The sequence below is a fragment of the Rhizobium mesoamericanum STM3625 genome, from assembly GCF_000312665.1.
GTDB classification, from domain to species: Bacteria; Pseudomonadota; Alphaproteobacteria; order Rhizobiales; family Rhizobiaceae; genus Rhizobium; species Rhizobium mesoamericanum.
On the sequence record NZ_HF536772.1, the window covers coordinates 1,844,157 to 1,868,665 of the forward strand.

Here is a 24,509-nt window from a genome sequence, read left to right on the forward strand (position 1 = left end):
GGCGTCGATTTGGCAAGCGGTCTCCGCTTTCAAGCTCTGGTGGGGCGTCGCCAAGCGGTAAGGCACCGGTTTTTGGTACCGGCATTCCCAGGTTCGAATCCTGGCGCCCCAGCCATTGAACTTCTTGTCCAGCCCGGAGACATAGGTAATACTTTTTGGACCGAAGAGTTCGGTAAAGGTTCAAGCCTACCTGTATTGTCTCGAAGTATTACGGATCGTAATCCATAAGCTGTCGGCCAGATATGAATTCGGTGCCGTCGAGCCACATGCGATACATGGCGACCTCTAAGCCACGAGCCGGTGCGACTTTTCCTTTCGCCATGCCGCGCCGCTCGAGCTCTTCATCGCCCAGGGCTTCAGCGACGATCATTTCCTCACGCGCGCCAGGAGGATTTGGGCAGCCTCATAGAACAAAGTTCACATCATGCGGCGAAGGCCGAATACCCCATCTCCGAGATGAACTGACCCCTCTCGGGAAGGACACCAGCAAGTCGAAACCTCGTATCGCGGGTGTCGCGAACTGAAGTCACGTATGGGGCCCAATCGGTCTTGAGTACAAAAAAAGGCGACCCAAGGGCCGCCTTCCAACTTTGCTTCCTCTGCCGTTCATTACTGCGCAGGCTGTGTCGGCGCCAGGAACTCGGCGCAATAGGAGGGGCCGTTCACGCCCGGGATATCGCCGACGACGTGAATGCTGCGGATCGTGTAGTCAGCGTTGGTGACGATTTCGGCCTGGCAGCGCAGGTACTGCGTGCGGGCGGCCGAGATCTGCTTGCCTCGCTTGCCATCCGCACCGTCTGCGTACTTCGCCGGGGTGCGGACCGTCTTGTAGCCGCCCTTCCAGGTGTAGGTGACGCCGCCGTCGTTTTCGATGTCATTGATCGGCGGACCGAAGGCGGCAAAAAACTTGCCGGCAGACTGGCCAACCCAGCGGCTGGAGATCGGATCGGCGGAAGTCGGAATCGTTGTGCAGCCGGCAAGCGCAATGGCAAGCCCAGCCGCGGCAAAGGTGCGGAGTTTCATTCTATCGTCCCTGAAAAGTTGTCGCGCATTCGACGGCGGGAATCGCTGGCCTGCAGCGGTTTCCGCTTGTCCCGCGAGCGCTTTAGCGCGGAACCCGGCAAAAGAAAATCGGCCCGCCTTCGCAATCGCAAAATTTGCCGCAAGTGTGTCTTTTTGTTCCACTTAGGCCTGCTACGGGGTGCGCCATCATGCTTGAAAAAAATGCGCAGGCTTTTGAATTTTGGTGCTTGCGAAACGGAATGGGCCGGTCTATAGAGGCGCCGCTGGTCACGGAGTGTAGCGCAGTCTGGTAGCGCACCACGTTCGGGACGTGGGGGTCGAGTGTTCGAATCACTCCACTCCGACCAGCCGAAAAGCCCGCGTGGGGGCTTTATTCTTTTGCCTGCAGAAGAGCCTTCCTGGGCTGTTTTCCCAATGCACCCGAACGATACGTCGCGGCGATTGCGTCGCAAATAGGCGCACAAATGTCGCGTATCGGTATCCATAAAAATAAGGGAAAACTAAAGTACCCGCCTTCACATGAAGATATATCAGAGTAAGCGCGCTTCGAGCGGGCGGGGAACAGTGCATGAAAGCCTCAGAATACAAAGCTGCGGTTGCTGTTACGGGACTGAGCGCCGCTGGTGTCGAAAAGCTCTTTGGTGTGGATCAGCTGACGACGCGTCGCTGGGCGTCGGGCGAAGCCGAAGTGCCGCGCGCGGTCGGCTTGTGCCTGCTGTTGATGGCATCGGCAAACGTCTCCGTTGCGCAAGCTGAGATATTAGCCGACGACACCGATGTCAGGCTCGCCAGAATTGCCTGATGGCGGCCTTAACCCCAAGGGTGTCGCTCTCCGTTGCGCCCGAGCGGGCGGCCCGTGCTTCAGTGCCGGCACATCCGAGCCTCAAGCCCCGAGAATGGCATCGATCTGGGCAATCAAGGCAGCATAGGTCTCAATGTGCCGATGATACTCGTTGCGTATCTGCTCCGTTATGTCGGAGAGAGGGCCGTCACCTTCGGAGCGAAAGTGCTTCACCTCATTCTCGGTCATGGACTTCAGATTGTCCTCGTACTCCTTGACTCTTTGAACATACTCTTCGCGAATTTTTTTCAGAGTCATCTCATCCCTCCTGCCTGGCCAGGCGCCGCGGACATTCCGCCACGGTGGCAGCAATCTAAAGGTTGCCTAGAAGAGATGCGGCGCTTAAAGCAGATTGACAATCCCGGCCGGTGAAAAGTGAACCAATGAGCAGCTCGAACCTCTATTCCAACATGGGTGGTCTGCCGCCGCAGACCGAACTCCTGTCCAGCAAAGCCGTGTTCACCACGGCCTATGCGGTGATCCCCCGCACTGTGATGACGGATATCGTCACCAGCTACTTTCCGCACTGGGAAGGCACGCGGGCCTGGGTGATCTCCCGGCCGATGACCGGCTTTTCCGAAACGTTTTCGCAGTACATCATGGAAGTGCAGCCAGGCGGTGGCAGCGATCGGCCTGAGCCGGAGAAGCGTGCCGAAGGCACGCTCTTCGTCGTCGAGGGCGAGATGATCGTGGAGTTCGATGGTGCCTCGCATGCGATGCGCCCGGGTTCCTTCGCTTTCCTTCCTGCCGGCTCCCGCTGGACACTGTGGAACAAGAGCGCAGCACCGGTGAAATTCCACTGGATCCGCAAAGCCTTCCAGGAGGTCGAAGGGCAGGAGCCGCCGCCAGCGATCTTCACCCATGAGGAAAATCATCCGCCGCAGCCGATGCCCGATACGAATGGCGCCTGGGCCACAACCCGCTTCATCGATCCGGCTGATCTGCGTTACGATATGCACGTCACCATCGTCACCTTCGAGCCAGGCGGGGTGATCCCCTTCATGGAAACGCATGTCATGGAGCACGGCCTCTATGTGCTCGAGGGCAGGGCCGTCTACCGTCTCAATAAGGATTGGGTCGAGGTGGAAGCCGGCGACTTCATGTGGCTGCGCGCCTTCTGCCCGCAGGCCTGCTACGCTGGCGGTCCCGGCCGCTTCCGCTACCTGCTCTACAAGGACGTCAATCGCCACATGCCGCTGTGGTAGGCGAGCGGGCGAGGCGGCAATCAGGGCGGTCCGGCACGACCTGGCATACGAACTGACATACTAGCGCTGGCTTTGCATTATGGCGACGCCAGCGCCGACTGTTGCGCGCAGATGACATCCAGCACCTTTCTCCAGCTCCGATATTGAGAAGGCCGCACTTGTCTGCGATGCTCGGGCTTCAATTCCTGCAGCTTCGGGAGACCATCATGAAAAAGATCATGTCCAACCAGAAAGGAAACATCGACCACAAGGACATGTCGCTTCATGATTTCTCGGTTCCTGCGCGCAAGGAAAAGCACGCCACGCCATAAGCCCTCTCTTTGGTTCTTCCAGACCCAGCAGAACAATGCCGACCGTGAGCGCCGGCGTTCGCGCTGGCGCAAGTTCCTCTCCTACTATCGACCGCACTTGCCTTTGCTGCTGGCGGACTTGTTCTGCGCAATTCTTGTTGCTGGCACGGCGGTAGCTTTGCCGCTATGCGCCAACTACGTTTCGCGTTACCTCCTGACGTTAACCGATACGCCGCAGGCCTTCGGCGAAATCCTCGTTATCGGCTCCGCTATGCTCGCGATCCTGGGGGTCCAGAGCGTCGCGATCTTCTTTGTCGACTATCAGGGGCATGTCATGGGCGCCCGGATTGAGGCAGCGGTTCGCCAGGAGCTCTTCGAGCATTGCCAGAAGCTCTCGTTCAGCTTCCACGATACGCAGCGCACCGGACAGCTGATGAGCCGCATCACCAATGATTCACTGTGGCTGGGTGAGCTATTCCACCATGGCCCCGAGGATCTCTCGATTGCTGTGCTCAAATATGGCGGGGCAATGGCTGTCCTGTTCTTCATCGATCCTCCGTTGGCTGGCATCATCCTTCTGCTCACACCGCTGGCAATCGCCTATGCGTTCCATTTCAATCGACGCATGAACCGGGCGCTTGACGCCAGCAAACAACAGATTGCCGCCGTCAACGAGCGTGTCGAGGATGCTCTGGCCGGCATTCGTGTCGTCCAGTCCTTTGCCAACGAGGCCAAGGAGAAAGAGCGTTTCGCCGATCTCAATGAAGGCTTTCTCCAGAGCCGCGCTGACGGCTATCGCAGCGAAGCTTGGTTCTCCGTCGGCACGGAGACTTTCGCGCAGCTCATCACCATCCTAGTCATCGTTGTCGGGGCTCTCCGTATCCTGACGGCGGAGCTCACCGTCGCCGACCTGCTTACGTTCCTGCTCTGCGTGGCGGTGTTGGTCGATCCCGTAAGGCGGTTGACCAACTTCGTGCGTCTTTGGCAGGAAGGCTACACCGGCTTCGTCAGGGCCATGGAGATACTGGAGATCGCACCTGACATCACGGACCGGCCAGAAGCCCGGCCTTTGTCGGTTCAACGTGGCGAAATCTGCTTCTCTGAGGTCACGTTCGGCTATGCTGACGACGGCGCCACTGTTCTCGACAATGTTTCTCTGACCATAGCGCCGGGCGAATTCGTGGCTTTGGTCGGTCCTTCAGGTGTGGGCAAGAGTACGCTTTGTGCACTGATCCCACGCTTCTACGATATCCAGGCTGGGAGGATCCGCATCGATGGCGTCGACGTTCGCGATGTGACGTTGGCGTCGCTGCGACGCCACATCGGCACTGTCCAGCAAGACGTCTACCTGTTTGCGGGCACGATAGCGGAGAACATCCGCTACGGACGGCCGGATGCAACCGATGCCGAAGTGGTGGCTGCCGCTCGTGCCGCGAATGCGCATGACTTCATCATGGCCCTTCCAGATGGCTACGATACCGATATTGGTCAACGCGGCCTCAAGCTTTCGGGAGGTCAGCGCCAGCGTCTCACGATCGCTCGCGTTTTCCTCAAGGACCCGGCGATCCTGATTTTCGATGAAGCGACCAGTGCGCTGGATAACGAGAGCGAACGTGCAGTGCAGCGCGCTTTGCTGAGCTTGGCGGAAGGAAGAACCACGCTGGTGATCGCCCACCGTCTCTCGACCGTTCGCCACGCCGACCGCATTCTGGTTCTCACAGGCGATGGTATCGTGGAGCACGGAACCCATGAGGATCTCATGGCCTATGAGGGGGTCTATGCCAATCTGCACCGGGTGCAGGCGAGCATGTAGAAGTCGTGGCCGCTTCATTTGAGCGAGCCACGACGAAACCCTCGTCAGATATCGCTTGCCGCGTTCGACCAGAGATCGGCGGCCTGGGCGGCCGTCATGCGCCGAACCTCCGCCTCGTGGCGGCGGTTGGCGAAGAGTTCGCTCGCCATGATCTGATCAGCGAGATCGGCCGGCAGCGACAGGATCACGCGGGCGTCGCCGCCGTGGATGCCGCCCAATTCGCTGCGCTTCCCGCTGACCATGCCGCCTGCCACCGTGTTGTTGGTGTCGGGGTCGATCAAAATGAAAGAGCCGGATGCCCGGTTCTGCTCGTAAGGATCGAAGATCGCCTGCTCGTCAAAGGCGAGGCGCACCTTGCCGATCGCATTCATGTAAAGCGTATCGACAGGAGCCCAGGCGCCCGTCTTCAGTTCGAGTTGCGCCACCGGCTGCACCTGCACACGCTGACGACGGCTGCCGCTCTTCAGCCAATAGCGCTTTCCGGCTTCGATGCCTTCCGGCTGCAGCGCGACGATCTGCGCGTCGAACGCAAGGCCGACCTGCGGCTGGCTGTCGATCGAGACGATCATGTCACCGCGCGCGACGTCCACCTGCCGGTCGAGAACCAGCGTGATCGCGTCGCCTGCAACGGCGGCGTTGCGTACCAGATCGAAGGTAACGATCTTGGAGACGTTGGCGACCATGCCCGACGGCAGGATCATGACGCTATCACCCGGTTTGACGGAGCCGCCGGCAACCGTGCCCTGGTAACCGCGGAAGCTTTCGCCGGGGCGCGACACGCGCTGCACGGAGAAGCGGAAGCCGGTTGCCTGCGAGGAGCGGACGGTGGCAAGCTCAAGGGTTTCGACCAGCGTCGGGCCCGCGTACCAAGGCATCGAGGCTTCGCCGGAGTAGACGACGTTCTCGCCCTTCAGAGCCGACATCGGGATCGCGGTGATCTGCTTGACGCCGAGCGACAGCGCGAATTCGCGGAATTCGTGCGTGATCTTCTCGAAGCCGGAACGGTCATAGTTCGTCAGGTCGATCTTGTTGACTGCAAGCACGAACTGCTTGATGCCGAGCAGCGAGGCGATCGTCGCGTGGCGGCGCGTCTGCTCCAAAATGCCTGCGCGTGCGTCGACTAGGAGCACGGCGAGATCGGCGGTGGATGCACCGGTTGCCATGTTACGGGTGTACTGCTCGTGGCCAGGGGTGTCGGCAACGATGAAGGAGCGCTTGTCGGTCGAGAAGTAGCGATAGGCGACGTCGATGGTGATGCCCTGTTCGCGCTCGGCCTGCAGTCCGTCGAGCAGCAGCGCAAAATCGGGCAGGCCAAGATCGTTCTGCTTGCCGGTGGAATCGCGCTGCAGCGTGGCGGCCTGGTCCTCCTTGACCGCCTTGGTGTCCCAGAGCAGGCGACCAATCAGGGTGGACTTCCCATCGTCGACGCTGCCGCAGGTGATGAGACGCAGCGGTCGCGAGTCGCGTGTTGCCGTCGCTGGTTCTGCGGCGGGCACGGCAAGGGCGTGTGCGGCGGTTACGGCTGCGGTCATCTCAGAAATATCCTTCACGCTTCTTTTTCTCCATGGAGCCGGACTGGTCGCGGTCGATGGCCCGGCCCTGGCGTTCGGAGACAGTGGCAATTTCGAGTTCGGCAATCACCTCTTCGAGCGTGGTCGCCTTCGATGGGATGGCGCCCGTCAGCGGAAAGTCGCCAAGGGTGCGGAAACGGATCATGCCTTCCTGGCGCACTTCGCCGGGAAGCAGTTCCAGCCGAGGATCCTCTGCGAGAATCATCATGCCATCGCGCTCAACATAGGGGCGCTTCTTGGCGTAGTAGAGCGGTACCAGCGGAATGTCCTCAGCCTGGATATAGCGCCAGATGTCGACTTCGGTCCAGTTGGAGAGCGGGAAGACACGAACGCTTTCGCCTTTGCGGATCTGGCCGTTGTAGATGTTCCAGAGTTCCGGGCGCTGGTTGCGCGGATCCCAGCGATGGTCGGGCGTGCGGAAGGAATAGATGCGCTCCTTGGCGCGGCTTGCTTCCTCGTCCCGTCGGGCACCGCCGAAGGCGGCATCGAACTGACCGGCATCGAGTGCCTGGCGTAAGCCTTCGGTCTTCATGATGTCGGTGAAGGCCGCCGAGCCATGGGTGAATGGTGTCACGTTTTCAGCCGCGCCGCGCGGATTGATATGCTCGATCAGGTCGAGGTCGTATTTCTTCGCGGTTTCATCGCGAAACGCGATCATCTCGCGGAATTTCCAACCGGTGTTGACGTGCAGCAGCGGGAAGGGGACGCGACCGGGATAGAAGGCCTTGCGTGCAAGGTGCAACAAGACCGACGAGTCCTTGCCGATCGAGTAAAGCATGACGGGCCGCTCGAATTCGGCAGCCACTTCGCGGAAGATGTGGATCGACTCGTTTTCCAGCGCCTTCAAATGTGGGTCAAGCGGCGGCTTCGTGATCCGCGGATTGTCGAGTTCCGCATCCGGACGACTATCGGGCATTTCTAACTCCAGACTTCGATCATACCGGTAAGGGAGGCTTACGGAATGAGGTGCATTTCAGACTTCGAGGAGCGCAGGCGAAAGCCGCGCTCCGATCCCGAAATCGACGGGTTACTGTTGCGCGGCAATCGCCGAGGCCTCTTCAGCCACGTGCAGGCCGCATTCGCGCTTTTCATCCTGTTCCCACCACCAGCGACCGGCTCGCTCCGGCTCGCCGGGTTTGATCGCCCGGGTGCAGGGTTCGCAGCCGATCGAGGGATAGCCACGGGCATGCAGTGGATTGACCGGCACGTCGTTGTCGGCGACGTAGGCTTTAATTGCGTCGATATCCCAATCGGCTAGCGGGTTGACCTTCAACAGGTGGCGCTCGGCGTCATACTCGGCAAACGGCGTCTCCGCGCGGTTCGCCGATTGGCCTCGGCGCAGACCGGTGATCCAGATGGTCGCCCCATCGAGTGCGCGCGCAAGCGGCTTCAGCTTGCGCACGCCACAACAGGCATGCCTTGCTTCGACACTCTCGTAGAAACCGTTGATGCCGTATTTCGCGGCATAGGCGTCGATGTCGGCCTGTTCCGGTTCGTAGCGGCTGATGCGGATGTCGTACTGCGTCTCGGTCTCGTCGATCAGGGCGAGTGTTTCCGGAAACAGTCGCCCGGTCTGCAGCGTCACCACCTCGATCGGCAGGCGATGATTGCCAATTTCGGCGGTGATGACCTGGTCCTCGATGCCGAGAGAGGTAGTGAAGACGACGCGGCCGCCGAGACTGGCAACGAGCGACAGACGTCCCGCAAGGTCAAGGGTTGCGAGTCTCGCATTCAGCGTTTCCGCCTGAGCGTTTGGATTGGCAGCAACAGTCATGGGGATCCTGTCCTTGATGTTGGCCGGAGTATCGCAGGTCAGGCTCGGGTCGGACAGAAAAACAGATTTCGAAAGCGGGCGCGATAGGAGCAAATATCTCTCCCCGGCCGCTGCAATGCGGAAAAGCAGCCGCACCGGCGATGTTTTGCCGACGGCCAGCTCAATGTCTATTGATTTAGTAGAGTAACACGTTGCCTGTCAATCGGAAATGTGAATTGATGACATCAGGAGCGCATTTTGGCTTAAATTTGGGATATTGGCTGAGGTGAAAAAACAAGGCCAAAAACCCTGTCTCTCAAGGGTTTCGCAGGTTTGTTCAAATTCCGTTCATGCTGCGCATGCCATAGAGGCAGGATCGAGCTTGCTGCGGGTTGGTGATTCCGCCCGCCATGTGTGTGTCGACGGTCAAAAATGATTACGCAGAAGGCAAAATATGCGCTGAGAGCGCTGACGGTATTGGCGGCAGCCGAGGACGGCGAACCTGTGATGATCTCCGACATCGCGGCGCAGCAGAAGATACCGAAAAAGTTCCTCGAACAGATCCTGCTCGACCTGAAACACCAGGGCATCGTCGTCAGCCGTCGCGGCAAGACGGGCGGCTATCTCCTGCTCAAGCCGGCCAACATGATCACCTTTGGCGAGGTGCTGCGCATCATCGACGGCCCGATCGCGCCACTTCCCTGCCTCTCAATCACCGCCTATCGCAAATGCGATGACTGCGACGGCGAACAGAACTGCGAGATCCGTCATGTCTTCGCCAAGGTGGCAGATGCCACCCGCAAGGTGCTGTTCTCGACCACGATCGCCGATGCCGTCGCTCCGGCAAAGGGTGCGCAGGTCACCCGCCTGTTGGCTTAGGCCCGGCCGCGGACCCCGCGGCGCTCACGAAAGCCCGCCACTGGGCTCGGCTTTATCTGATGGCGATTGGCAGTCCTACCGATCGCTCACTTCCCAGCGCGGATTGATCCACGGCTCCTGGTTGGAGCGCGGCAGCGGTTGTTTGCCAAGTATATGGTCGGCCGCCTTCTCGCCGGTCATGATCGACGGGCCGTTGAGGTTGCCGTAAGTGACATGCGGGAAGATCGACGAGTCGGCGACGCGCAACCCATCGACGCCAATGACACGCGTTTCGGGATCGACGACGGCCATCGGGTCGGTCTTTGCGCCCATCTTACATGTGCCGCAGGGGTGATAGGCACTTTCCAGGTGCTCGCGCAGGAATTCGTCGATTTGTTCGTCGGTCTGCACGTTCTCGCCTGGCTGGATCTCAGGTCCGCGATAATGGTCGAAGGCCTTTTGTCCGAAGATCTCGCGGGTGAGCCGCACGCAATGGCGGAATTTCTCCCAGTCCTCCGGATGGCTCATATAGTTGAAGCGAATGACCGGGTCGGCCTTCGGGTCCGAGGAAGCCAGCGTAACATTGCCGCGCGACTTCGATAGATTGTAGCCGACATGTACCTGGAAGCCGTGACTTTTTGCCGCCGCCTTGCCGTCATAGCTGATCGCGACCGGCAGGAAATGGTACTGGATGTCAGGCTGCTTGATGCCAGGCGCCGAGCGCAGGAAGGCGCAGGCCTCGAACTGGTTCGAGGTACCGAGCCCCGATTTGGTGAACATCCATTGCGCGCCCGCGACCCCCTGCCAGAACCAGGGAAGCCAGGAATAGAGCGAAACAGGCTTGGTGCTGACCTGCTGGAAATAGAATTCCATGTGGTCCTGCAGATTGGCGCCGACGCCCGGCCGGTTCGCCTTGACCTCGATGCCCATGTCCTGCAGATGCGCGCCGGGGCCGATGCCCGACAGCATGAGGAGCTTCGGGGAATTGAAGGACGAAGCCGAGACGATCACCTCGCGGTTCGCCTTGACGACCTCGACCTTGCCGCCGCGCTCGATCTCGACACCGGTAGCCCGGCCGTCCTCGATCACCACTTTGTGGGCGTGGCCGTAGACGACCTCCACATTCGGCCGCTTCAGAGCCGGTTTTAGATAGGCGTTGGCTGCCGACCAGCGGCGGCCGCCGAAAATTGTCTGCTCCATCAGCCCGAAGCCTTCCTGCTTCGAGCCGTTGTAGTCCTCCGTCGCCTCGAACCCCGCCTGCTTACCGGCCTCGATGAACGCGCGGAACAGCGGGTTGCGGAAGACACCGCGCTGGACGTGCAGCGGCCCGTCGGTGCCGCGCCAGCCTTCCTCGCCGCCGTGGCTGTGTTCCATCCGCTTGAAGTAGGGTAGCACGTCGGCATAGGCCCAGCCCTGTGCGCCGAGTTCCTCCCAGCGGTTGTAGTCCTCGGCGTGACCGCGCACATAGACCATGCCGTTGATCGAGGAGGAGCCGCCGATCACCTTGCCGCGCGGTGCGGTGATGCGCCGGTTGTTGAGGTTCGGCTCGGGCTCAGAGAGATAGCCCCAATTGTAGCGCTTCATGCTCATCGGCCAGGCAAGGGCCGCCGGCATCTGAATGAACGGCCCGAAATCGGAACCGCCCGCCTCGATGACAATGACGGTATTCTTGCCGTTTTCCGACAGACGGTAGGCAAGGGCGGAGCCCGCTGAGCCGGAGCCGATGATGACGAAATCTGCCTGCTGCATGCTACTTCCTCTAGTGTTTTATCGTCCCGCGCCGCCTTGAGCCGCCTCGTGATTCGAGACCGCCCCTCGGGCCTCCTCACCATGAGCCGGATTGATGTCTCCCACTGCTTCCGGTTCTCCTGCTTTCGCCTTCGAAGCCGAGCCTTCCTGCCCGCCCCCTGAAGCGCGGCGAAGCGACCTTCGAAAGGGCGAGGGCAGGCCGCACCACTCAATACGGCGCAACGACCGACCCCATGCCGACGTAAACAGTCTTGAGCTCCGAATAGTGCTCCAGCGCCGCCAGCGAATTCTCGCGTCCGAAACCGGATTGCTTGGAGCCGCCGAACGGTATTTCGACAGGGCAAAGATTGTAGGTGTTAATCCACAGCGTGCCGGCCTCGAGCTGGTCGACGACGCGATGGGCGCGCGTCAGATCCGCGGTAAAGACCCCGGCGGAGAGGCCGAATTCCGTAGCGTTGCCGCGGGCGATCACCTCGGCCTCGTCATCGAAATCGAGCACGCACATCACCGGCCCGAAGATCTCTTCGCGGGCGATCGTCATCTCGTCGGTGACGTCCGCAAACACCGTCGGCTGCACATAGTAGCCCTCGCCGGAAACGTTGTTCGGGATGCCGCCGCCGGTGACGAGCGTCGCGCCCTCCGCCTTGCCCTTCTCGATATATGAGAGAACCTTATCGCGCTGCGCCCAGGACACCATCGGCCCGAGCTGCGTCGCCTCGTCCATCGGGTCGCCGATGGCGATCGCCTCGGTGCGGGCCTTCAGCCGCTTCAGGAATTCCGCCTTGATCTTCCGCTGCACGAAGACACGGGTGCCGTTCGAGCAGACTTGGCCCGTCGAATAGAAATTGCCGAGCATCGCGCCGCCGACGGCGCTGTCGATATCGGCGTCATCGAAGACGATCAACGGCGACTTGCCGCCGAGCTCCATGGTGACATGCTTGAGGCTGCCGGCAGCCGCCGCGGCGACCTTACGCCCGGTCGGCACCGAGCCGGTCAGCGAAACCTTGGCGACGTCGGGGTGGTTGACGAGTAGCGGGCCGGTCTCGCGATCGCCCTGGATGACGTTATAGAGCCCCTTCGGCAGGCCCGCTTGGTGAAGGATTTCGGCAATGGCAAGCGCGCCGAGTGGCGTGTTTTCCGATGGCTTGAAGACCATGGCGTTGCCGGCGGCGAGCGCCGGTGCACCCTTCCAGCAGGCGATCTGCTGCGGGTAGTTCCATGCGCCGATGCCGACGCAGACGCCGAGTGGCACGCGCTTCGTGTAGGCGAAATCGCCACCAAGCGGGATGTAGGCGCCGTTGAGGCCGGCAGCGGCGATGCCGCCGAAGAACTCGAAGCTGTCGGCGCCGGATGTCGGATCGGCGACGATCGTTTCCTGGATCGGCTTGCCGGTATCCAGCGTCTCGAGTTCGGATAGCTCGCGATTGCGCTCACGCATGATGTCGGCCGCCCGCTTCAGGATGCGGCCACGAGCGGTCGGGCTCATCGCGGACCATTCCGGCTGGGCACGCTTGGCGGCCGCGATCGCCTTTTCGACGATGGCGGGCGTTGCTGCGTGCAACCGGGCGATCACCTCTCCGGTCGCCGGATAGATGCTTTCGATGACGCTACCGGCTTCATCCTCGACATACTCGCCGTCGATGAAATGGGAGGCTTTCGGCTGGGCTTTGAGGATCATTGGATCTGTCCTTTCGCAAGGGCGGCAAGCTGTGAATTGATGTAGTCTTCCGTAAGCGCGATCGATGCCTCGATGCTGACGGGCGCAGACCTCAGACTTTGGCGGATGTAGAGCCCGTCGATCATCGCAGCCGCGCCCTCAGCGATGCGTTCTGCGGCATCGTGAGGGCAGAGCGCTTTCAGGTTGGCGATCAGGTTCGACCGCAGACGGCGGGCATAGATGACAAGAAAGCGTCGGGTTTCCTCGGAACGCTGCGCCTCGGCATAGAAAGCAAGCCAGGCGGCGATCGTCGCCGGGGCGAACTGGTCGGCCTGGAAGCTGACGCGGATGACGGCGGACAATTTCTCGCGCGGCGCATCCGCCGTCTTCAGCGCCGTCACCGCGTCGTCGCGGAGCTGCTTTAGAAGAGAGCGGACGGACTCGATCAAAAGCTGCTCCTTGCTGCCGAAATAATGATGCGCCAGTGCCGGCGATACACCGGCCTGCCGAGCAATTTCCGACATGGTCACCGTCAGCGAGCCTTGGTCCCCGATCACGCGCAACGCGGCATCGACGAGCGCCTTACGGCGAACAGGCTCCATTCCGACTTTGGGCATCGCATCACCCCCTTGAAGATGACATCCAATATAATTTTGATTGACTGATCAATCAACAAAAATCTGAGGCGGGCGCGATGGAGCAACCTCTTCCAATTCTGCGTTTTTGAGACATATTCCCTACCAACCAGGAGGTGTGCCATGGCAGATATGTCTGATCGACTGAGCTTTTCATCTCTCCAATCGAAATGGGGTTGGTTCGCCTTGCTTGGCGTACTGCTCATCGTCTGCGGCCTAATCGCATTGGCAAACGTCGCGCTCGCGACCGTTGTGTCCGTCTACTATGTCGGAATACTCATGTTGATCGGCGGCATCGTCTACTTGGTTCACGCGTTTCAGGTGAGAACCTGGGGACAGGTGTTGGTTTGGGCTCTGAGCGGCGTCCTCTATATATTGGCCGGCTTCTTTGCCTTCGAGAACCCACTCCTGGCATCGGCGGTGTTGACGCTGTTTCTTGCCGTCGCCTTGCTGATCGCGGGCGTGTTCCGTACCTGGGTCGGCTGGCGCATGCGCCCGGTCAGAGGGTGGGGCTGGGTTCTTGCCAGCGGGATCATCACCGCGCTGGCCGGCGTTGTGATTGCCACTGGATGGCCCGTCAACAGCCTCTGGATCCTAGGGCTTTTCCTCGCTTGCGATCTTCTAGTTCAGGGCTGGTCGATGCTCGCCTTTGGTCTGGCTGTCCGTCGCTGAGTTGTACTCACAATTCACAGGCTCACATCACGGACTGTTTCTTTTTTGACAACTATGTGATGGAGAGCTAAAATTTGAATGCGAAGAGGCAGCCGAGGCGGCGGCGCGCATCGGTAATGCCGTGGACGGGTCAACCGTCCCCCGATCGGGCCTACGTGCCCACGAGGGAAAGGGAGGAATCTCATGCCGATGGTCACCGTATCTATTTCACCATTACAGGCTGCGGATATCCGGGCCGCTGTTGACAACGGCACCTACGCTTCAAGCAGCGAAGTCGTGCGCGAAGCTCTGCGTATGTGGGACGCCGCCCGCAAACTTGGCGGGGACCGCGATGAAATGTTAAATCCGGATTGCACCCCAGGTGGTGGCAAATGCGTCGCCGAGATGTTCGCCGATCACGAGGCCGAACATCGGCGTAGAGCTTGACCAAGCTGTTGATTGATCGAAAAATTCGATCGACTGACTGAGTGAGAAGGTTTTCATAAAAGTTTCACATTCGGGAAAGGGTTCGTTGATCCTTCTCCGCCAGTGTCCGCGCGCAAAACAACAAGACACAGTGGAGATTGGCATGTCTTTGGCGGCCACCGTCGATCCGGCGCTTGTTCGTCGTTACGCAAGCGATCAGATTGTGAACCTTGCAAAGCTTGTCGTCGAGAACGCGTTTCAGCCCATTGTGGAAGCAGGTACGGGAGTGGCGTTCGGCTATGAATCGCTGATGCGCGGGCAGGAGCGCATCGGTTTCGGTACCCCCGCAGAGATTCTGGATGAGGCGCACAAAAACCACCAGTTGCTGCAACTGGAGCAGATGGTGGCAAGCAGGGCGCTAGCGAAGTTCGCCACGCTCGCGCATTTCTCAAGTTCGACGCTGTTCCTCAATCTCGATGTCCGGCTGATCCCGCATGGCGAGCGGCTGGTGGAGGGTCTGCTACAGCATTTAAAGCTTGCCAATATTCCCCCGTCGTCCATCTGCTTCGAATTCTCCGAGCGCTTCGACAATACCAGCGTGCCGGAGTTTGCGGCGCTTGTATCACTGCTGCGCAAAGCCGGCTTCAAACTGGCGATTGACGATTTCGGTGTTGGTCACGGCGAAATCAAACTGCTTTGCGATCACCCGGTCGACTACCTGAAGATCGACCGGCATTTCATCGCCGACATCGACAGCAACCCACGCAAGCGCCACCTGCTGAAGAACATCGTCCACATCGCGCATGTGCTCGGCACCCGGGTCATCGCGGAGGGGATCGAGACCGAGGCGGAGTTCATCGCCTGCCGCGAGTTCGGCGTCGATCTCGTCCAGGGCTGGTTCATCTCCCGCCCGACGACCCACATCACAGAATTGCAGCCCGCGTTTCCGCACCTGCTGGATCTCGGCAAGAGCAAGCGCATCCCGCAATCCCTGGATGAGATCCTGATCCGCAAGCAGATCGAGATGCTGCCGACGGTCTACGAGAACGACACGATCGACAGCGTCTTCGAGCTTTTCCGCCGCAATCCGCAGCAGGCGTTTTTCCCGGTCCTGAACGCGAACGGTGAGCCCCGCGGCATCCTGCACGAGCGGCATTTGAAGGAATACATCTACCAGCCCTTCGGTCGCGATCTCCTGAAGAACAAGGTCTACGAGCGAACGATCTCTCACTTCGTCGAGATGGCGCCGATCGTCGGCCTGGATTCCGATACCGAGCAGCTGATGGCGATCTTCGCCAACATGGAAGGCTCGAACTGCCTGCTCTTGACCGATAACATGCGCTACGCGGGCGTCGTCTCGGCCGCCTCGCTCATCAAGGTCATGAACGAAAAGAAGCTGAAGACGGCGCAGGACCAGAACCCGCTGACTGGGCTGCCGGGCAACCGGGCGATCCGCGACTTCATGCGCGAGTCGAGCCTTGATGGCGACGAGAAGCGCCACTTTTGCTACTGCGACTTCGACAACTTCAAGCCGTTCAACGATGCTTACGGCTTTCACCTCGGCGACCACGCCATTTCGCTCTTCGCTGCGTTGATGCGCCGCTATTTTTTCGCCGAGCGTCATTTCCTGGGGCATGTCGGCGGCGACGACTTCTTCATTGGCGTGCGCGGTTGGACCAAGGAGGAACTGACCGAAATCCTGGATCGCCTGATTAGCGATTTTCACGGCGATGTGCTCGACCTCTATTCCGATGCGGATCGTGCCGCCGGCCGCATTCGGGGCCATGACCGCGCCGGCGTCGAGGCGCTATTCCCGCTGATGCGCTGCTCGATCGGCGTGCTTGAACTGCCGGAAGGTCTCGTCATCGACGACATCAATCGCGTCAGCGCCGAAATCGCCCATATCAAGGCGGAAGCCAAGGAAAGCGAGGAAGGGCTCGTTTTCCACCTCCTGGGCGAGACCAATTGACGCCACCCGCTGTTCCTGCCTTCTCAACTCCGTAGCGCTGGACTATCTGACATGCTTTCGGAACGAGGAGACCGGATCATGTCTTTGCCCAAACAAATGCGCTTCATCGACCTGCCGAGCTTTGGCGCGCCGGAGGTGATGCGGATTGCCACCGGACCGTTGCCGATACCGGGGGAGGGCCAGCTCCTTGTTCGCACTGCGGCGATCGGCGTCAACCGGCCCGACGTCGCACAGCGTCAAGGAACTTATCCCCCGCCAAAGGACGCAAGCCCGGTTCTCGGCCTCGAAATGGCAGGAGAGATCGTCGCCATCGGCCCGGGCATCAGGGATTTTGCCGTTGGCGACAAAGTGTGCGGGCTGACCAATGGCGGCGCCTATGCCGAATATTGCCTGCTGCCCAGCGGCCAGGCTCTGCGCTTTCCAAAGGACTATGACGCCGTCAAAGCTGCGGCACTTCCGGAAAACTACTTCACCGTCTGGGCGAACATGTTCCAGATGGCCGGGCTGACCGAAGGCGAGAAGGTTCTCGTCCATGGCGGCTCGAGCGGCATAGGAACGACAGCCATCCAGCTTGCGCGAGCCTTCGGCGCCGAGGTCTACGCGACGGCCGGTTCGCAGGAAAAATGCGATGCCTGCATCAAGCTCGGCGCGAAGCGGGCAATCAACTACAAAACGGAGGATTTTGCGGAAGTCCTCAAGGCCGAAACGGGTCATGGTGTTGATGTCATCCTCGACATGATCGGTGCCGCTTATTTCGAGCGGAACGTGGCATCACTGGCGAAAGACGGCTGCCTGTCGATCATCGCCTTTCTCGGCGGGGCCGTCGCGGAGAAGGTCAATCTGGCACCGATCATGGTCAAACGGCTGACGATCACCGGCTCGACGCTGCGCCCACGCACTGCCGAGGAGAAGCGCGCGATCCGCGACGATCTTCTTTCCCAGGTCTGGCCGCTTCTCGATGAAGGCAAGCTTGCGCCTGTCATCGATACCGTCGTGTCTTTCGAGGATGTTGCCGAGGCGCATCGGCTGATGGAAACGAGCGGCCACGTCGGCAAGATCATGCTTCGGCTCTAGAGGCCCTGAAGGGCTCTAGTCCGGCTGCCGGATCGGGGAGATCGCTCAAGGAACAGCAGAAGGCCAACTGAAGCAAGGCGATGACGGCGGCAGCAGTGCTGTGCCCGAATAGGCAGGGCCGGCCGCGAAGATCGACGCACTGATGCCGTTGGCGATGAACGTGTTAACCGAAAACCGCGAGCTGCCCAGCTCCGGGCGATCGGCAATCAGGTCCTGCGGGTAGGTGTCGGCACGCTGAGGATGGCTGAAGCGCCGCAGGCGTTGTTCAGCACGAGGGCACAGATCTGAAAGGGCGCCGAGGCAAAGCTCAGGAATGTCAGACAGAGACAATAGATCAGCGCTCCCAGGGCAAGAACATGCACGCTTGCGCAAGCGGCGCTGCAGCGTGCCCCACATCGGCATGAACGGCATTTCAGGAAGGCGACGAGGGCGGCCATGAAACCGACATCGCCCGCAAAGCAGACACTCTCAAGCGATACCGCGAAGAAGTGGATGCGGCTGACGTTCAGTCGCGAGTGAGGCAGCTCGCCGCCGTTCGCACGCGGGAAGGCTAAATGGCCGACAGCTGGTAGATGGCGGACGGTTCCTGCTGCTCGTCGAAAACCGTCGCCCGATCTGCGCAACGGCAACTGTTTGCGCCGGCTTCTGCCGCGCGCAGCTTGAGGCCTTTCGAGCCATTCTCGGCGCCAAAGTGGAGCGCGAGGAGCACCCACTGCTTGGCGCCCGCCGCTGTGCCTATCGTATCGCGCCACTCTAACCTTCATTACCGCGCCGCAGGTGCCAAAAAGACAATTGCATTATCAACGCGACTCGTTATGCGTGACGCATCTGCGCAAACGATCAGGATCACGCTATGACAAATCCCGTCACCGTTGAAGTCACCCGCGGGGCGCTCGTGGAAAGTCGGCATCGCGGTGCCGTCGTTGCTGTGGATGGCGATGGGAAGATCGTCTTCTCGATCGGAGATATCGATGCAGCAACCTTTCCGCGCTCTGCCTGCAAGGCGATGCAGGCGCTGCCGCTGATGGAAAGTGGCGCGGCGGATGCCTATGGCTTCGGTGACAAGGAATTGGCGCTTGCCTGCTCCTCGCACAATGGCGAGGACGAGCATGTCGCGCTCGCCGCTGCCATGCTGGCAAAAGCTGGGCGCGATGTCGAAACGCTCGAATGCGGAGCGCATTGGTCCTCGAGCCAAAAGGTGCTGATCCATCAGGCGCGTGCCATTGGGAAGCCGACGCCGTTGCATAACAACTGCTCGGGCAAGCACGCCGGCTTCATCTGTGCTTGCTGCCATCAGGACATCGATCCCAAAGGATATGTCGGCTACGACCATCCGCTGCAGGCCGAAATCCGCGGCGTCATGGAAAGCCTGACGGGTGCGGCGCTCGGCCATGACAACTGCGGCACGGACGGCTGCTCCATCCCAACTTATGCGGTTCCCCTGCGTGGTCTGGCGCACGGCTTTGCCAAGATGGCGACCGGCCACGACCTCGAGCCGCTTCGCGCCAAGGCTTCCCGCCGGCTGTTCGATGCCTGCATGGCCGAGCCGTTCTATGTCGCCGGAACTGGCCGCGCTTGCACCGAGTTGATGAACGTGGCACCTGGCCGCATCTTCGCCAAAACCGGTGCCGAAGGCGTTTTCTGCGCGGCCGTTCCCGAGCAGGGAATTGCAGTCGCAGTCAAGTGCGACGACGGCCATTCGCGTGCCTCCGAGACAATGGTCGCGGCAACGCTCAGCCGCTTCTTCGGCAAGGACGATCCGATTCGCGCGAGCTTGGCGGCGATGGCGACTGTCCAGATGCACAATTGGAACGGTATTCATGTTGGTGATATTCGCGCGACGGATGCGCTGTCGGCATAAGCCGTTCCGGAACGGGACAGTCGCGCCGCACGAACAGAAATTGCTAATGTATGTGAAACTACAGCCCACGAGAACGGATGCGGTTTTAGACGGCTGAGTTACCATTTGCCCAGTACATCGAACGCCATGAGGGCAGGATATGTTTGCGGGTCGCTATCTTTGGTGGATGCTGATCGCCATAGCGATCTTTCTGTTTTTCACGATGTGCTTTGATTATGTGACGTGGCTGACCGTCGTTTCATCCGGTTGCGCTCGCGTTGCCGGCTCTTGCGGACCGATCGTGGTGACCATGACCGGATCGATGAAGCCGTCCGGCGTCTACCTCGCGGGAGCCATCATCCTCGTCGTTACTCTTGCTCGCATCCACTATCTCTCGATGAATTGGGCCTGGGGCGCCGTCGTTACAATCTGGTTCGTGGCATCGGCGCCGTTTCCGTTGCTGCTCGCCAATGGCTGGACCGGCCAGTTGAAACCCGAGACGGTGCTCGAAGGGCTTCCGGTGGCGTTCCTATTCCTCATCGTCTTCTGTGCCTATATCGGCTGGGCCTTCGAAGAGAGCGGCGCGCGACCACTCGGGGCCTGGCGTCCGCTGCGAACGATCATCCGCTTCTCGGCCGTCTATGGCGCGTTGTTTGCGTTATCGGAGGCACCGGCCTTCGCCACCATCCCCGGTCGGTTCTTAGGCGACATGCGGCTTTCGGCGTCGATTGCGGCGCTGCAGCCCGGACTGCACGAACTCCTGATCATCGGGCGGGGGCGCGATACGTTCGCCTATGTTGTATTTGCAATTTTCGTCGCCGGTCTCGCCGCAAGCTTGTTGCCGCAGAACCTGGAGGAACTCAGGGCGCGCCTTGCTCAGCCGTTCATGCTTCGAGGATCTCGGCAGTGAGGTGGCGATAGGGTTTAATGGTTGCCGCGGCTATGTCCGCGACGACGATCAGTCCCGACGCACCCGAGATCGAAAGGACTTGGCAAGGAGAGACGTGATCTAGTTTCTCCTCCGTCAATGGCACGTACGTCTCCGCCGCGCAGGCGGCGATGTGGCGCTTGATGGCCGCTTCTTCGAAATCGCCGGTCGAAAGGCCATGTACGGGATGGGCCGCCGTCACTCCAAGAAAAAAGATGTCCGGCCGGAGCTGCGAGATCGCAGCCATGGCAACGGAACCGACTGCCACCATTGAGTGCTTATAGAGCTTGCCGCCGATGAGGACCACGCTTGCCGTCGGATGATGTTCGAGCTCCGCGGCGATCGTCGGACTGTGCGTCGCTACTGTGAACGCAAACTCGCGCGGCAGCTGCCGGGCAATCTCCGCCGTCGTTGTGCCGCCGTCGAGAAAGATCAGCTGCCCCGGTCGCACGAGTGAGGCAGCCTTTTTTCCGAGGCGCGCCTTCATCTTAGACGAAAGGCCTTTGCGCGCCGAGAAGTCAGGAAGCTCCGGTGCGACAGGCATTGCTCCGCCATGGACTCGCTTCAGCAAGCCCTCCGCTGCCATTTCCCGCAGGTCACGGCGGATCGTGTCTTCCGACAGCGAGAAGTCTTCGGCGACGCGCTTTGCGATGACCTGGCCATCCCGCCGAAGGAGATCGAGGATTAGTGATTTGCGTTGACTGGTGAGCACGGCGTCCATCCAATAATTGCACGAAGTAGCATGAACTTGCACGAAATGATTCGACATTCAAGAAATATCGTGCAGTTATCTGTCGTCTCGAGCATGAAGCCGAGGGAAATGGAGCTTGACCATGATGATTTTGATTGCAGGGCCTTACAGGTCCGGAACCGGCGACGACCCGGCGAAAATGGCGGCTAATTTGCAGCGCCTTGAACAACCCTCACACAGGCTGTTCAAGGCGGGTCACGTACCGATGATTGGAGAGTGGGTGGCTCTCCCGGTGTGGAATGCTGCGGGCGGCAAAGCTGTCGGAGATGATCTCTACGAACAGATCTTCCACCCCGTCGCCGGCCGACTGTTGCAGCTTTGCGACGGCGTGCTCAGGCTCGAAGGAGAATCGAAGGGTGCCGATAACGACGTGCGCATTGCACGCGAACGCGGCATTCCCGTGTGGTACAGGGTCGAGGATGTGCCAGGCTGCACTTGAGGTGGGATGATTTAAGAGGCCGGCCTGCCGGCCTCGATCTGGCGTTTGCAGCCAGCCGCGCTATAAAGTCAGCCTCGAAGGGAGTCGATCATGTTGACACTGTACTTTGCTCCGCATACCTGTGCGCTCGCAAGCCTGATTGCGCTGGAGGAGTCCGGTCTGCCGTTCAAAACGAAGAAGCTGAACTTCGCCGAAACGGAACAGCGTTCGCCTGAATATCTCGAAATCAATCCGAAGGGCAGGGTTCCCGCGCTGGTGACCGATCGCGGCGTCCTCACCGAAACGCCGGCAATCCTGGCGTTTATTGCGCAGGTCGCGCCGACCGCGCAGTTGGCGCCCCTCGATCCCTTCGAGTTCGCCCGGATGCAGGCGTTCAACAATTATATTTGCTCGACCGTGCATGTGAACCACGCGCATGGGCGCCGAGGCAGCCGCTGGGCCGATGATCCGGCTGCCCATGAGGCAATGAAGGCGAAAGTTCCGCAGACCATGACCGAGTGCTTCGAGATCATCGATGAGAAGATGCTGGAGGGCCCCTGGGTCATGGGCGAATACTACTCCGTTGCCGATCCCTACCTCTTCGTCATGACCGGCTGGCTGCGGTCCGACGGCGTTGACCCGGCCCGCTTCAGGAAGGCGACGGCCCACTATGCCCAGATGATGGAGCGCCCGGCCGTTCAGCGGGCATTGGAGCTGGAGCAGGCCTAGGCCGTGTTGCGGCCCAAAGCACCGCCGGAGGCATGTCGGGGGTGCGCTCAGCCCTGAAAATTCACGGCAAGCCGCTTTGGTGCGCGGAATCGCCACGCGCCGATCAGCCGCTCCTTGAGTTCCGCGTCGCTGATCATCGCGGCGCGCAGCGGCATAGATGGCCAGCCGATATAGTGGGATGTCTGATAGTAGATATCGGGCGCCATCTCGATCAGCCGTTCCTTGTCGTCGATCGAGATGGAAAGCACGATCGTTTCGTTGTTCTTGACCACCACGAAGGCTTTGCCGCCGACCTTCAGCGCCGGGTTGCCGTAAGACGTGCTTTGCTCGACATCAGGAAGATTGGCTTCCACGGAAAGACGCTTGAGACGTGCAAAGATGGTATCGACCTTGTCGGACATTTGAGCTCGCTCGAAACTGAAGCGGGCACAGATTAACAAATTTCAAGGGCCTATGCGCATTTTGCTAGCTGTCGCGGTTCCGACGCGGGCGTGTGCGGTTGCGGGCCGAGCGGCAGGTCGGCTAATGCCGTCGGCGACATCCTGGCGAGATCGGGATGGTAGAGCGGATCCCGCTTGCTATCTGCGCTGTAGGGCGGTTCTATCGTTTCGATGCTCGAGAAAAACTTGAATATTCGCATGACGTGCCTCGCTTCCTTCCAGAGTGGCGAACGAAGTATCTGCTCAACACTGCCCGATTATTGCGGCCATCCGGCCGCGTTTCAATTGAGATTGCCATCATCTCAGTATAGAAAAACTATATGAAAAACTTGAACTCGGTTCACCTGAATGGATTGCGCGCCCTCGAGGCAGTAGGCCGGCTCGGCTCGCTGCAGGCCGCGGCCGAAGAACTCGGCGTCTCCGTCGGCGCGGTTAGCCAGCAGGTTATCAAGGCCGAAGCCCAGCTCGACCAAGCGATTTTCGAGCGCACGCCGAAAGGCATGGTCGCGACCGAAGCTGGCGGGCGCTTGCTTCCGAGCTTGACGGAAGGCTTCAAAGCGTTGTCGCAAGCGGTGGCGACGACACAGCGGCGCGACGACAGCGTCCTGACGATCTCCGTGGCGCCGGTCTTTGCCGCGCGCTGGCTCGTCTATAGGCTCGATCGATTTGCCGAGCGGCACCCCGAGATCCGCCTGCGGATGGATGCGACCACCCGGCTCGTCAATCCGGCGCTCTGCGACGTGGATGTCGGCATCCGGGTTGGCAGCGGGCAGTGGCCCGACGTGAAGGCGGAGCTGTTGCTTCAGCAGGAGGTCTTTCCGGTCTGCTCGCCCGCCATGGCGGCGAGACTGCGCCAGCCCGCCGATATCGTGTCGCTGCCGGCGGTGATCGATGGCCGCGCCATGTTCACCTGGGATGTCTGGATGCGCGAGGCCGGTCTCTCGGGCGCGACGCTGGAAACGCGCCACGTCTTCAACGACGCCTCGCTTTGCCTCGATGCCACGATTGCTGGGCAAGGCGTGATGCTTGCATGGCAGACACTGGCGAGCTTCGCCCTGCAGCAGGGACAGTTGGTTGCACCCTTCGGCATTCGCGCGAAAACCGGTTTCGGCCACTATTTCGTGACGGCCGAAGGCGCGCGCGAACCCAAGAAGGTGAAGGATTTCAAGGTCTGGATCCGTGAGGAAATGACCAGTACGCTCAAGCTCTTTCCCTGATCAGACCGGTTCCTGTGACCGCGTCGCCTGCATCGCGATATAGGCGGGTCGCGACTGGCAGCGCTTGATCCAAGCGCTGATATTGGGATGGGCATCGAACAGCGCCTGTTCCGTCTGAGCGTAGCGAAGCACCTCCGCGATGTTGAGGTCGGCGGCCGTAAAGCGATTGCCGACGACGTATTCGTTCGTCGCGAGATGCTTTTCCAGCATCGCGAACGCCTTCTTCAGCGATCGGACGGCAACGCTGATCGTTGCCTTGCCCTCCTCGCTGTTCTGCTTCTCGTCGTCGTAGACATAAACGATCTTCACGGTATGCGGTTCAACCTCGGTTGCCGCCCAAACCGTCCACATCGTCATCAAACCGTCCTCTGCGACGGTTTGGCCGGCAAGCGGTCCGCCATGTTTGCGTGCGAGGTAAAGTGTAATGGCAAGCGACTCGTGCATCACGAGGTCGCCATCCTTGATGCTCGGGATCAGTGCCATCGGATTGATTGCCAAGAAGTCCGGTGACAGCGTATTGACAGGCGCATCGGTGGCAAGCGGGTTGGCAAGGCGCCTTGCCTGAATGACCCGCACCGACTGGAATTTGAGCCCCAGTTCCTCGGCCATCCAGTAAACGCGCGAGGCGCGCGAGCGATAGACTCCGTAGATCGTAAGCATGTCGATGTCCT

Annotated in this window: 25 protein-coding genes, 2 tRNA genes and 2 pseudogenes; 16 read left to right on the plus strand and 13 right to left on the minus strand. The window is 60.4% G+C overall.

The window, feature by feature from the left end; translation table 11 throughout:
- Nucleotides 1-40: 40 nt before the first annotated feature.
- Nucleotides 41-115: transfer RNA gene (locus tag BN77_RS08935), tRNA-Gln, on the plus strand.
- A 93-nt stretch (nt 116-208) separates the two neighbouring features.
- On the opposite strand, the gene BN77_RS33440 is transcribed toward BN77_RS08935, so the two are convergent.
- Nucleotides 209-370 (minus strand): hypothetical protein, encoded by a 162-nt coding sequence (locus BN77_RS33440; protein ID WP_007530754.1) that lies wholly within the window; start codon nt 368-370, stop codon nt 209-211.
- Nucleotides 371-609: 239 nt separating this feature from the next.
- Complete coding sequence (locus BN77_RS08940) at nt 610-1,023, minus strand: hypothetical protein (RefSeq protein WP_007530756.1); 414 nt, start codon at nt 1,021-1,023, stop codon at nt 610-612.
- A gap of 270 nt (nt 1,024-1,293) precedes the next feature.
- Between BN77_RS08940 and BN77_RS08945 the strand changes: the two genes are divergently transcribed.
- Together BN77_RS08945 and BN77_RS08950 are read left to right on the plus strand one after the other, a co-directional pair.
- Nucleotides 1,294-1,370, plus strand: a tRNA-Pro gene (locus tag BN77_RS08945).
- A gap of 221 nt (nt 1,371-1,591) precedes the next feature.
- A complete protein-coding gene (locus BN77_RS08950) occupies nt 1,592-1,825 on the plus strand; it encodes a hypothetical protein (protein WP_007530758.1) in 234 nt (77 codons plus the stop codon).
- Between the two features lie 81 nt (nt 1,826-1,906).
- Here the strand turns inward: BN77_RS08950 and BN77_RS08955 are convergent, their stop codons facing one another.
- Nucleotides 1,907-2,122 carry a hypothetical protein gene (locus BN77_RS08955; protein WP_007530760.1) on the minus strand — a complete coding sequence of 72 codons (216 nt, stop codon included), beginning with the start codon at nt 2,120-2,122 and terminating at the stop codon, nt 1,907-1,909.
- A gap of 125 nt (nt 2,123-2,247) precedes the next feature.
- Between BN77_RS08955 and BN77_RS08960 the strand changes: the two genes are divergently transcribed.
- Nucleotides 2,248-3,069 carry a bifunctional allantoicase/(S)-ureidoglycine aminohydrolase gene (locus BN77_RS08960; protein ID WP_007530763.1) on the plus strand — a complete coding sequence of 274 codons (822 nt, stop codon included), beginning with the start codon at nt 2,248-2,250 and terminating at the stop codon, nt 3,067-3,069.
- Between the two features lie 264 nt (nt 3,070-3,333).
- Nucleotides 3,334-5,172: an ABC transporter ATP-binding protein gene (locus BN77_RS08970; protein WP_007530768.1), complete on the plus strand. Its 1,839-nt coding sequence runs from the start codon at nt 3,334-3,336 to the stop codon at nt 5,170-5,172.
- Between the two features lie 44 nt (nt 5,173-5,216).
- Here BN77_RS08970 and cysN read toward each other — a convergent pair whose 3' ends face one another.
- The 3 genes from cysN to BN77_RS08985 all read right to left on the minus strand — a co-directional run bounded on the left by cysN (nt 5,217) and on the right by BN77_RS08985 (nt 8,517).
- The gene (gene cysN, locus BN77_RS08975) at nt 5,217-6,704 is read right to left on the minus strand and encodes a sulfate adenylyltransferase subunit CysN (protein ID WP_007530770.1); all 1,488 of its coding nucleotides are present in this window, start codon (nt 6,702-6,704) and stop codon (nt 5,217-5,219) included.
- 1 nt (nt 6,705) lies between these two features.
- The gene (cysD, locus tag BN77_RS08980) at nt 6,706-7,659 is read right to left on the minus strand and encodes a sulfate adenylyltransferase subunit CysD (RefSeq protein WP_007530772.1); all 954 of its coding nucleotides are present in this window, start codon (nt 7,657-7,659) and stop codon (nt 6,706-6,708) included.
- Nucleotides 7,660-7,770: 111 nt separating this feature from the next.
- Nucleotides 7,771-8,517 carry a phosphoadenylyl-sulfate reductase gene (locus BN77_RS08985; RefSeq protein WP_007530774.1) on the minus strand — a complete coding sequence of 249 codons (747 nt, stop codon included), beginning with the start codon at nt 8,515-8,517 and terminating at the stop codon, nt 7,771-7,773.
- Nucleotides 8,518-8,928: 411 nt separating this feature from the next.
- On the opposite strand from BN77_RS08985, the gene BN77_RS08990 reads away from it, so the two are divergent.
- Nucleotides 8,929-9,375, plus strand: coding sequence for an RrF2 family transcriptional regulator (locus BN77_RS08990; protein ID WP_007530776.1), 447 nt, complete (start codon nt 8,929-8,931; stop codon nt 9,373-9,375).
- Between the two features lie 75 nt (nt 9,376-9,450).
- Here BN77_RS08990 and betA read toward each other — a convergent pair whose 3' ends face one another.
- The 3 genes from betA to betI form a co-directional block, all read right to left on the minus strand.
- A complete protein-coding gene (gene betA, locus BN77_RS08995) occupies nt 9,451-11,103 on the minus strand; it encodes a choline dehydrogenase (RefSeq protein WP_007530779.1) in 1,653 nt (550 codons plus the stop codon).
- Between the two features lie 208 nt (nt 11,104-11,311).
- A complete protein-coding gene (gene betB, locus BN77_RS09000; RefSeq protein ID WP_007530781.1) occupies nt 11,312-12,781 on the minus strand; it encodes a betaine-aldehyde dehydrogenase in 1,470 nt (489 codons plus the stop codon).
- Entirely contained in the window at nt 12,778-13,377 is a 600-nt protein-coding gene (gene betI / locus BN77_RS09005) for a transcriptional regulator BetI (RefSeq protein ID WP_007530785.1), read from the minus strand. The genes betB and betI overlap by 4 nt, the downstream gene beginning before the upstream one ends.
- 141 nt (nt 13,378-13,518) lie before the next feature.
- Between betI and BN77_RS09010 the strand changes: the two genes are divergently transcribed.
- From BN77_RS09010 to BN77_RS09020, 4 genes are all read left to right on the plus strand, one after another.
- Nucleotides 13,519-14,067, plus strand: a complete 549-nt coding sequence (locus tag BN77_RS09010; protein WP_007530787.1) for an HdeD family acid-resistance protein — start codon at nt 13,519-13,521, stop codon at nt 14,065-14,067.
- 183 nt (nt 14,068-14,250) lie between these two features.
- Nucleotides 14,251-14,493 carry a ribbon-helix-helix domain-containing protein gene (locus BN77_RS31980; protein ID WP_007530789.1) on the plus strand — a complete coding sequence of 81 codons (243 nt, stop codon included), beginning with the start codon at nt 14,251-14,253 and terminating at the stop codon, nt 14,491-14,493.
- Between the two features lie 142 nt (nt 14,494-14,635).
- Nucleotides 14,636-16,441 carry a GGDEF domain-containing protein gene (locus BN77_RS09015; RefSeq protein ID WP_007530791.1) on the plus strand — a complete coding sequence of 602 codons (1,806 nt, stop codon included), beginning with the start codon at nt 14,636-14,638 and terminating at the stop codon, nt 16,439-16,441.
- Between the two features lie 78 nt (nt 16,442-16,519).
- On the plus strand, nt 16,520-17,515 hold the full coding sequence (locus BN77_RS09020) for an NAD(P)H-quinone oxidoreductase (protein ID WP_007530794.1): 996 nt from the start codon (nt 16,520-16,522) through the stop codon (nt 17,513-17,515).
- Here BN77_RS09020 and BN77_RS09025 read toward each other — a convergent pair.
- Nucleotides 17,512-17,964, minus strand: a pseudogene (locus tag BN77_RS09025) (MFS transporter); the annotation flags it as partial. The gene BN77_RS09020 and the pseudogene BN77_RS09025 sit on opposite strands and share 4 nt — an antisense overlap.
- Between BN77_RS09025 and BN77_RS34715 the strand changes: the two are divergent.
- The 3 genes and pseudogenes from BN77_RS34715 to BN77_RS09035 all read left to right on the plus strand — a co-directional run.
- A pseudogene (locus BN77_RS34715) lies at nt 17,965-18,272 on the plus strand (helix-turn-helix domain-containing protein); the annotation flags it as partial. It lies immediately after the preceding pseudogene.
- A gap of 96 nt (nt 18,273-18,368) precedes the next feature.
- Nucleotides 18,369-19,376, plus strand: coding sequence for an asparaginase (locus BN77_RS09030; RefSeq protein ID WP_007530796.1), 1,008 nt, complete (start codon nt 18,369-18,371; stop codon nt 19,374-19,376).
- Between the two features lie 139 nt (nt 19,377-19,515).
- Nucleotides 19,516-20,265 carry a hypothetical protein gene (locus BN77_RS09035; RefSeq protein ID WP_007530798.1) on the plus strand — a complete coding sequence of 250 codons (750 nt, stop codon included), beginning with the start codon at nt 19,516-19,518 and terminating at the stop codon, nt 20,263-20,265.
- On the opposite strand, the gene BN77_RS09040 is transcribed toward BN77_RS09035, so the two are convergent.
- Nucleotides 20,240-20,995 (minus strand): DeoR/GlpR family DNA-binding transcription regulator, encoded by a 756-nt coding sequence (locus tag BN77_RS09040; protein ID WP_040677660.1) that lies wholly within the window; start codon nt 20,993-20,995, stop codon nt 20,240-20,242. The two genes, BN77_RS09035 and BN77_RS09040, sit on opposite strands and share 26 nt — an antisense overlap.
- A 121-nt stretch (nt 20,996-21,116) precedes the next feature.
- Here BN77_RS09040 and BN77_RS09045 point away from each other — a divergent pair, with 121 nt between their 5' ends.
- Together BN77_RS09045 and BN77_RS09050 are read left to right on the plus strand one after the other, a co-directional pair.
- Complete coding sequence (locus BN77_RS09045) at nt 21,117-21,473, plus strand: hypothetical protein (protein ID WP_007530802.1); 357 nt, start codon at nt 21,117-21,119, stop codon at nt 21,471-21,473.
- Between the two features lie 90 nt (nt 21,474-21,563).
- Nucleotides 21,564-22,181 (plus strand): glutathione S-transferase family protein, encoded by a 618-nt coding sequence (locus BN77_RS09050; RefSeq protein WP_007530804.1) that lies wholly within the window; start codon nt 21,564-21,566, stop codon nt 22,179-22,181.
- A gap of 47 nt (nt 22,182-22,228) precedes the next feature.
- Here BN77_RS09050 and BN77_RS09055 read toward each other — a convergent pair whose 3' ends face one another.
- Nucleotides 22,229-22,582, minus strand: a complete 354-nt coding sequence (locus BN77_RS09055) for an MmcQ/YjbR family DNA-binding protein (protein ID WP_007530806.1) — start codon at nt 22,580-22,582, stop codon at nt 22,229-22,231.
- 359 nt (nt 22,583-22,941) lie between these two features.
- Here BN77_RS09055 and BN77_RS09065 point away from each other — a divergent pair, with 359 nt between their 5' ends.
- A complete protein-coding gene (locus BN77_RS09065; RefSeq protein WP_007530811.1) occupies nt 22,942-23,838 on the plus strand; it encodes a LysR substrate-binding domain-containing protein in 897 nt (298 codons plus the stop codon).
- Here the strand turns inward: BN77_RS09065 and BN77_RS09070 are convergent, their stop codons facing one another.
- On the minus strand, nt 23,839-24,498 hold the full coding sequence (locus BN77_RS09070) for a glutathione S-transferase family protein (RefSeq protein ID WP_007530813.1): 660 nt from the start codon (nt 24,496-24,498) through the stop codon (nt 23,839-23,841). It abuts the gene before it with no gap.
- Nucleotides 24,499-24,509 lie beyond the last annotated feature (11 nt).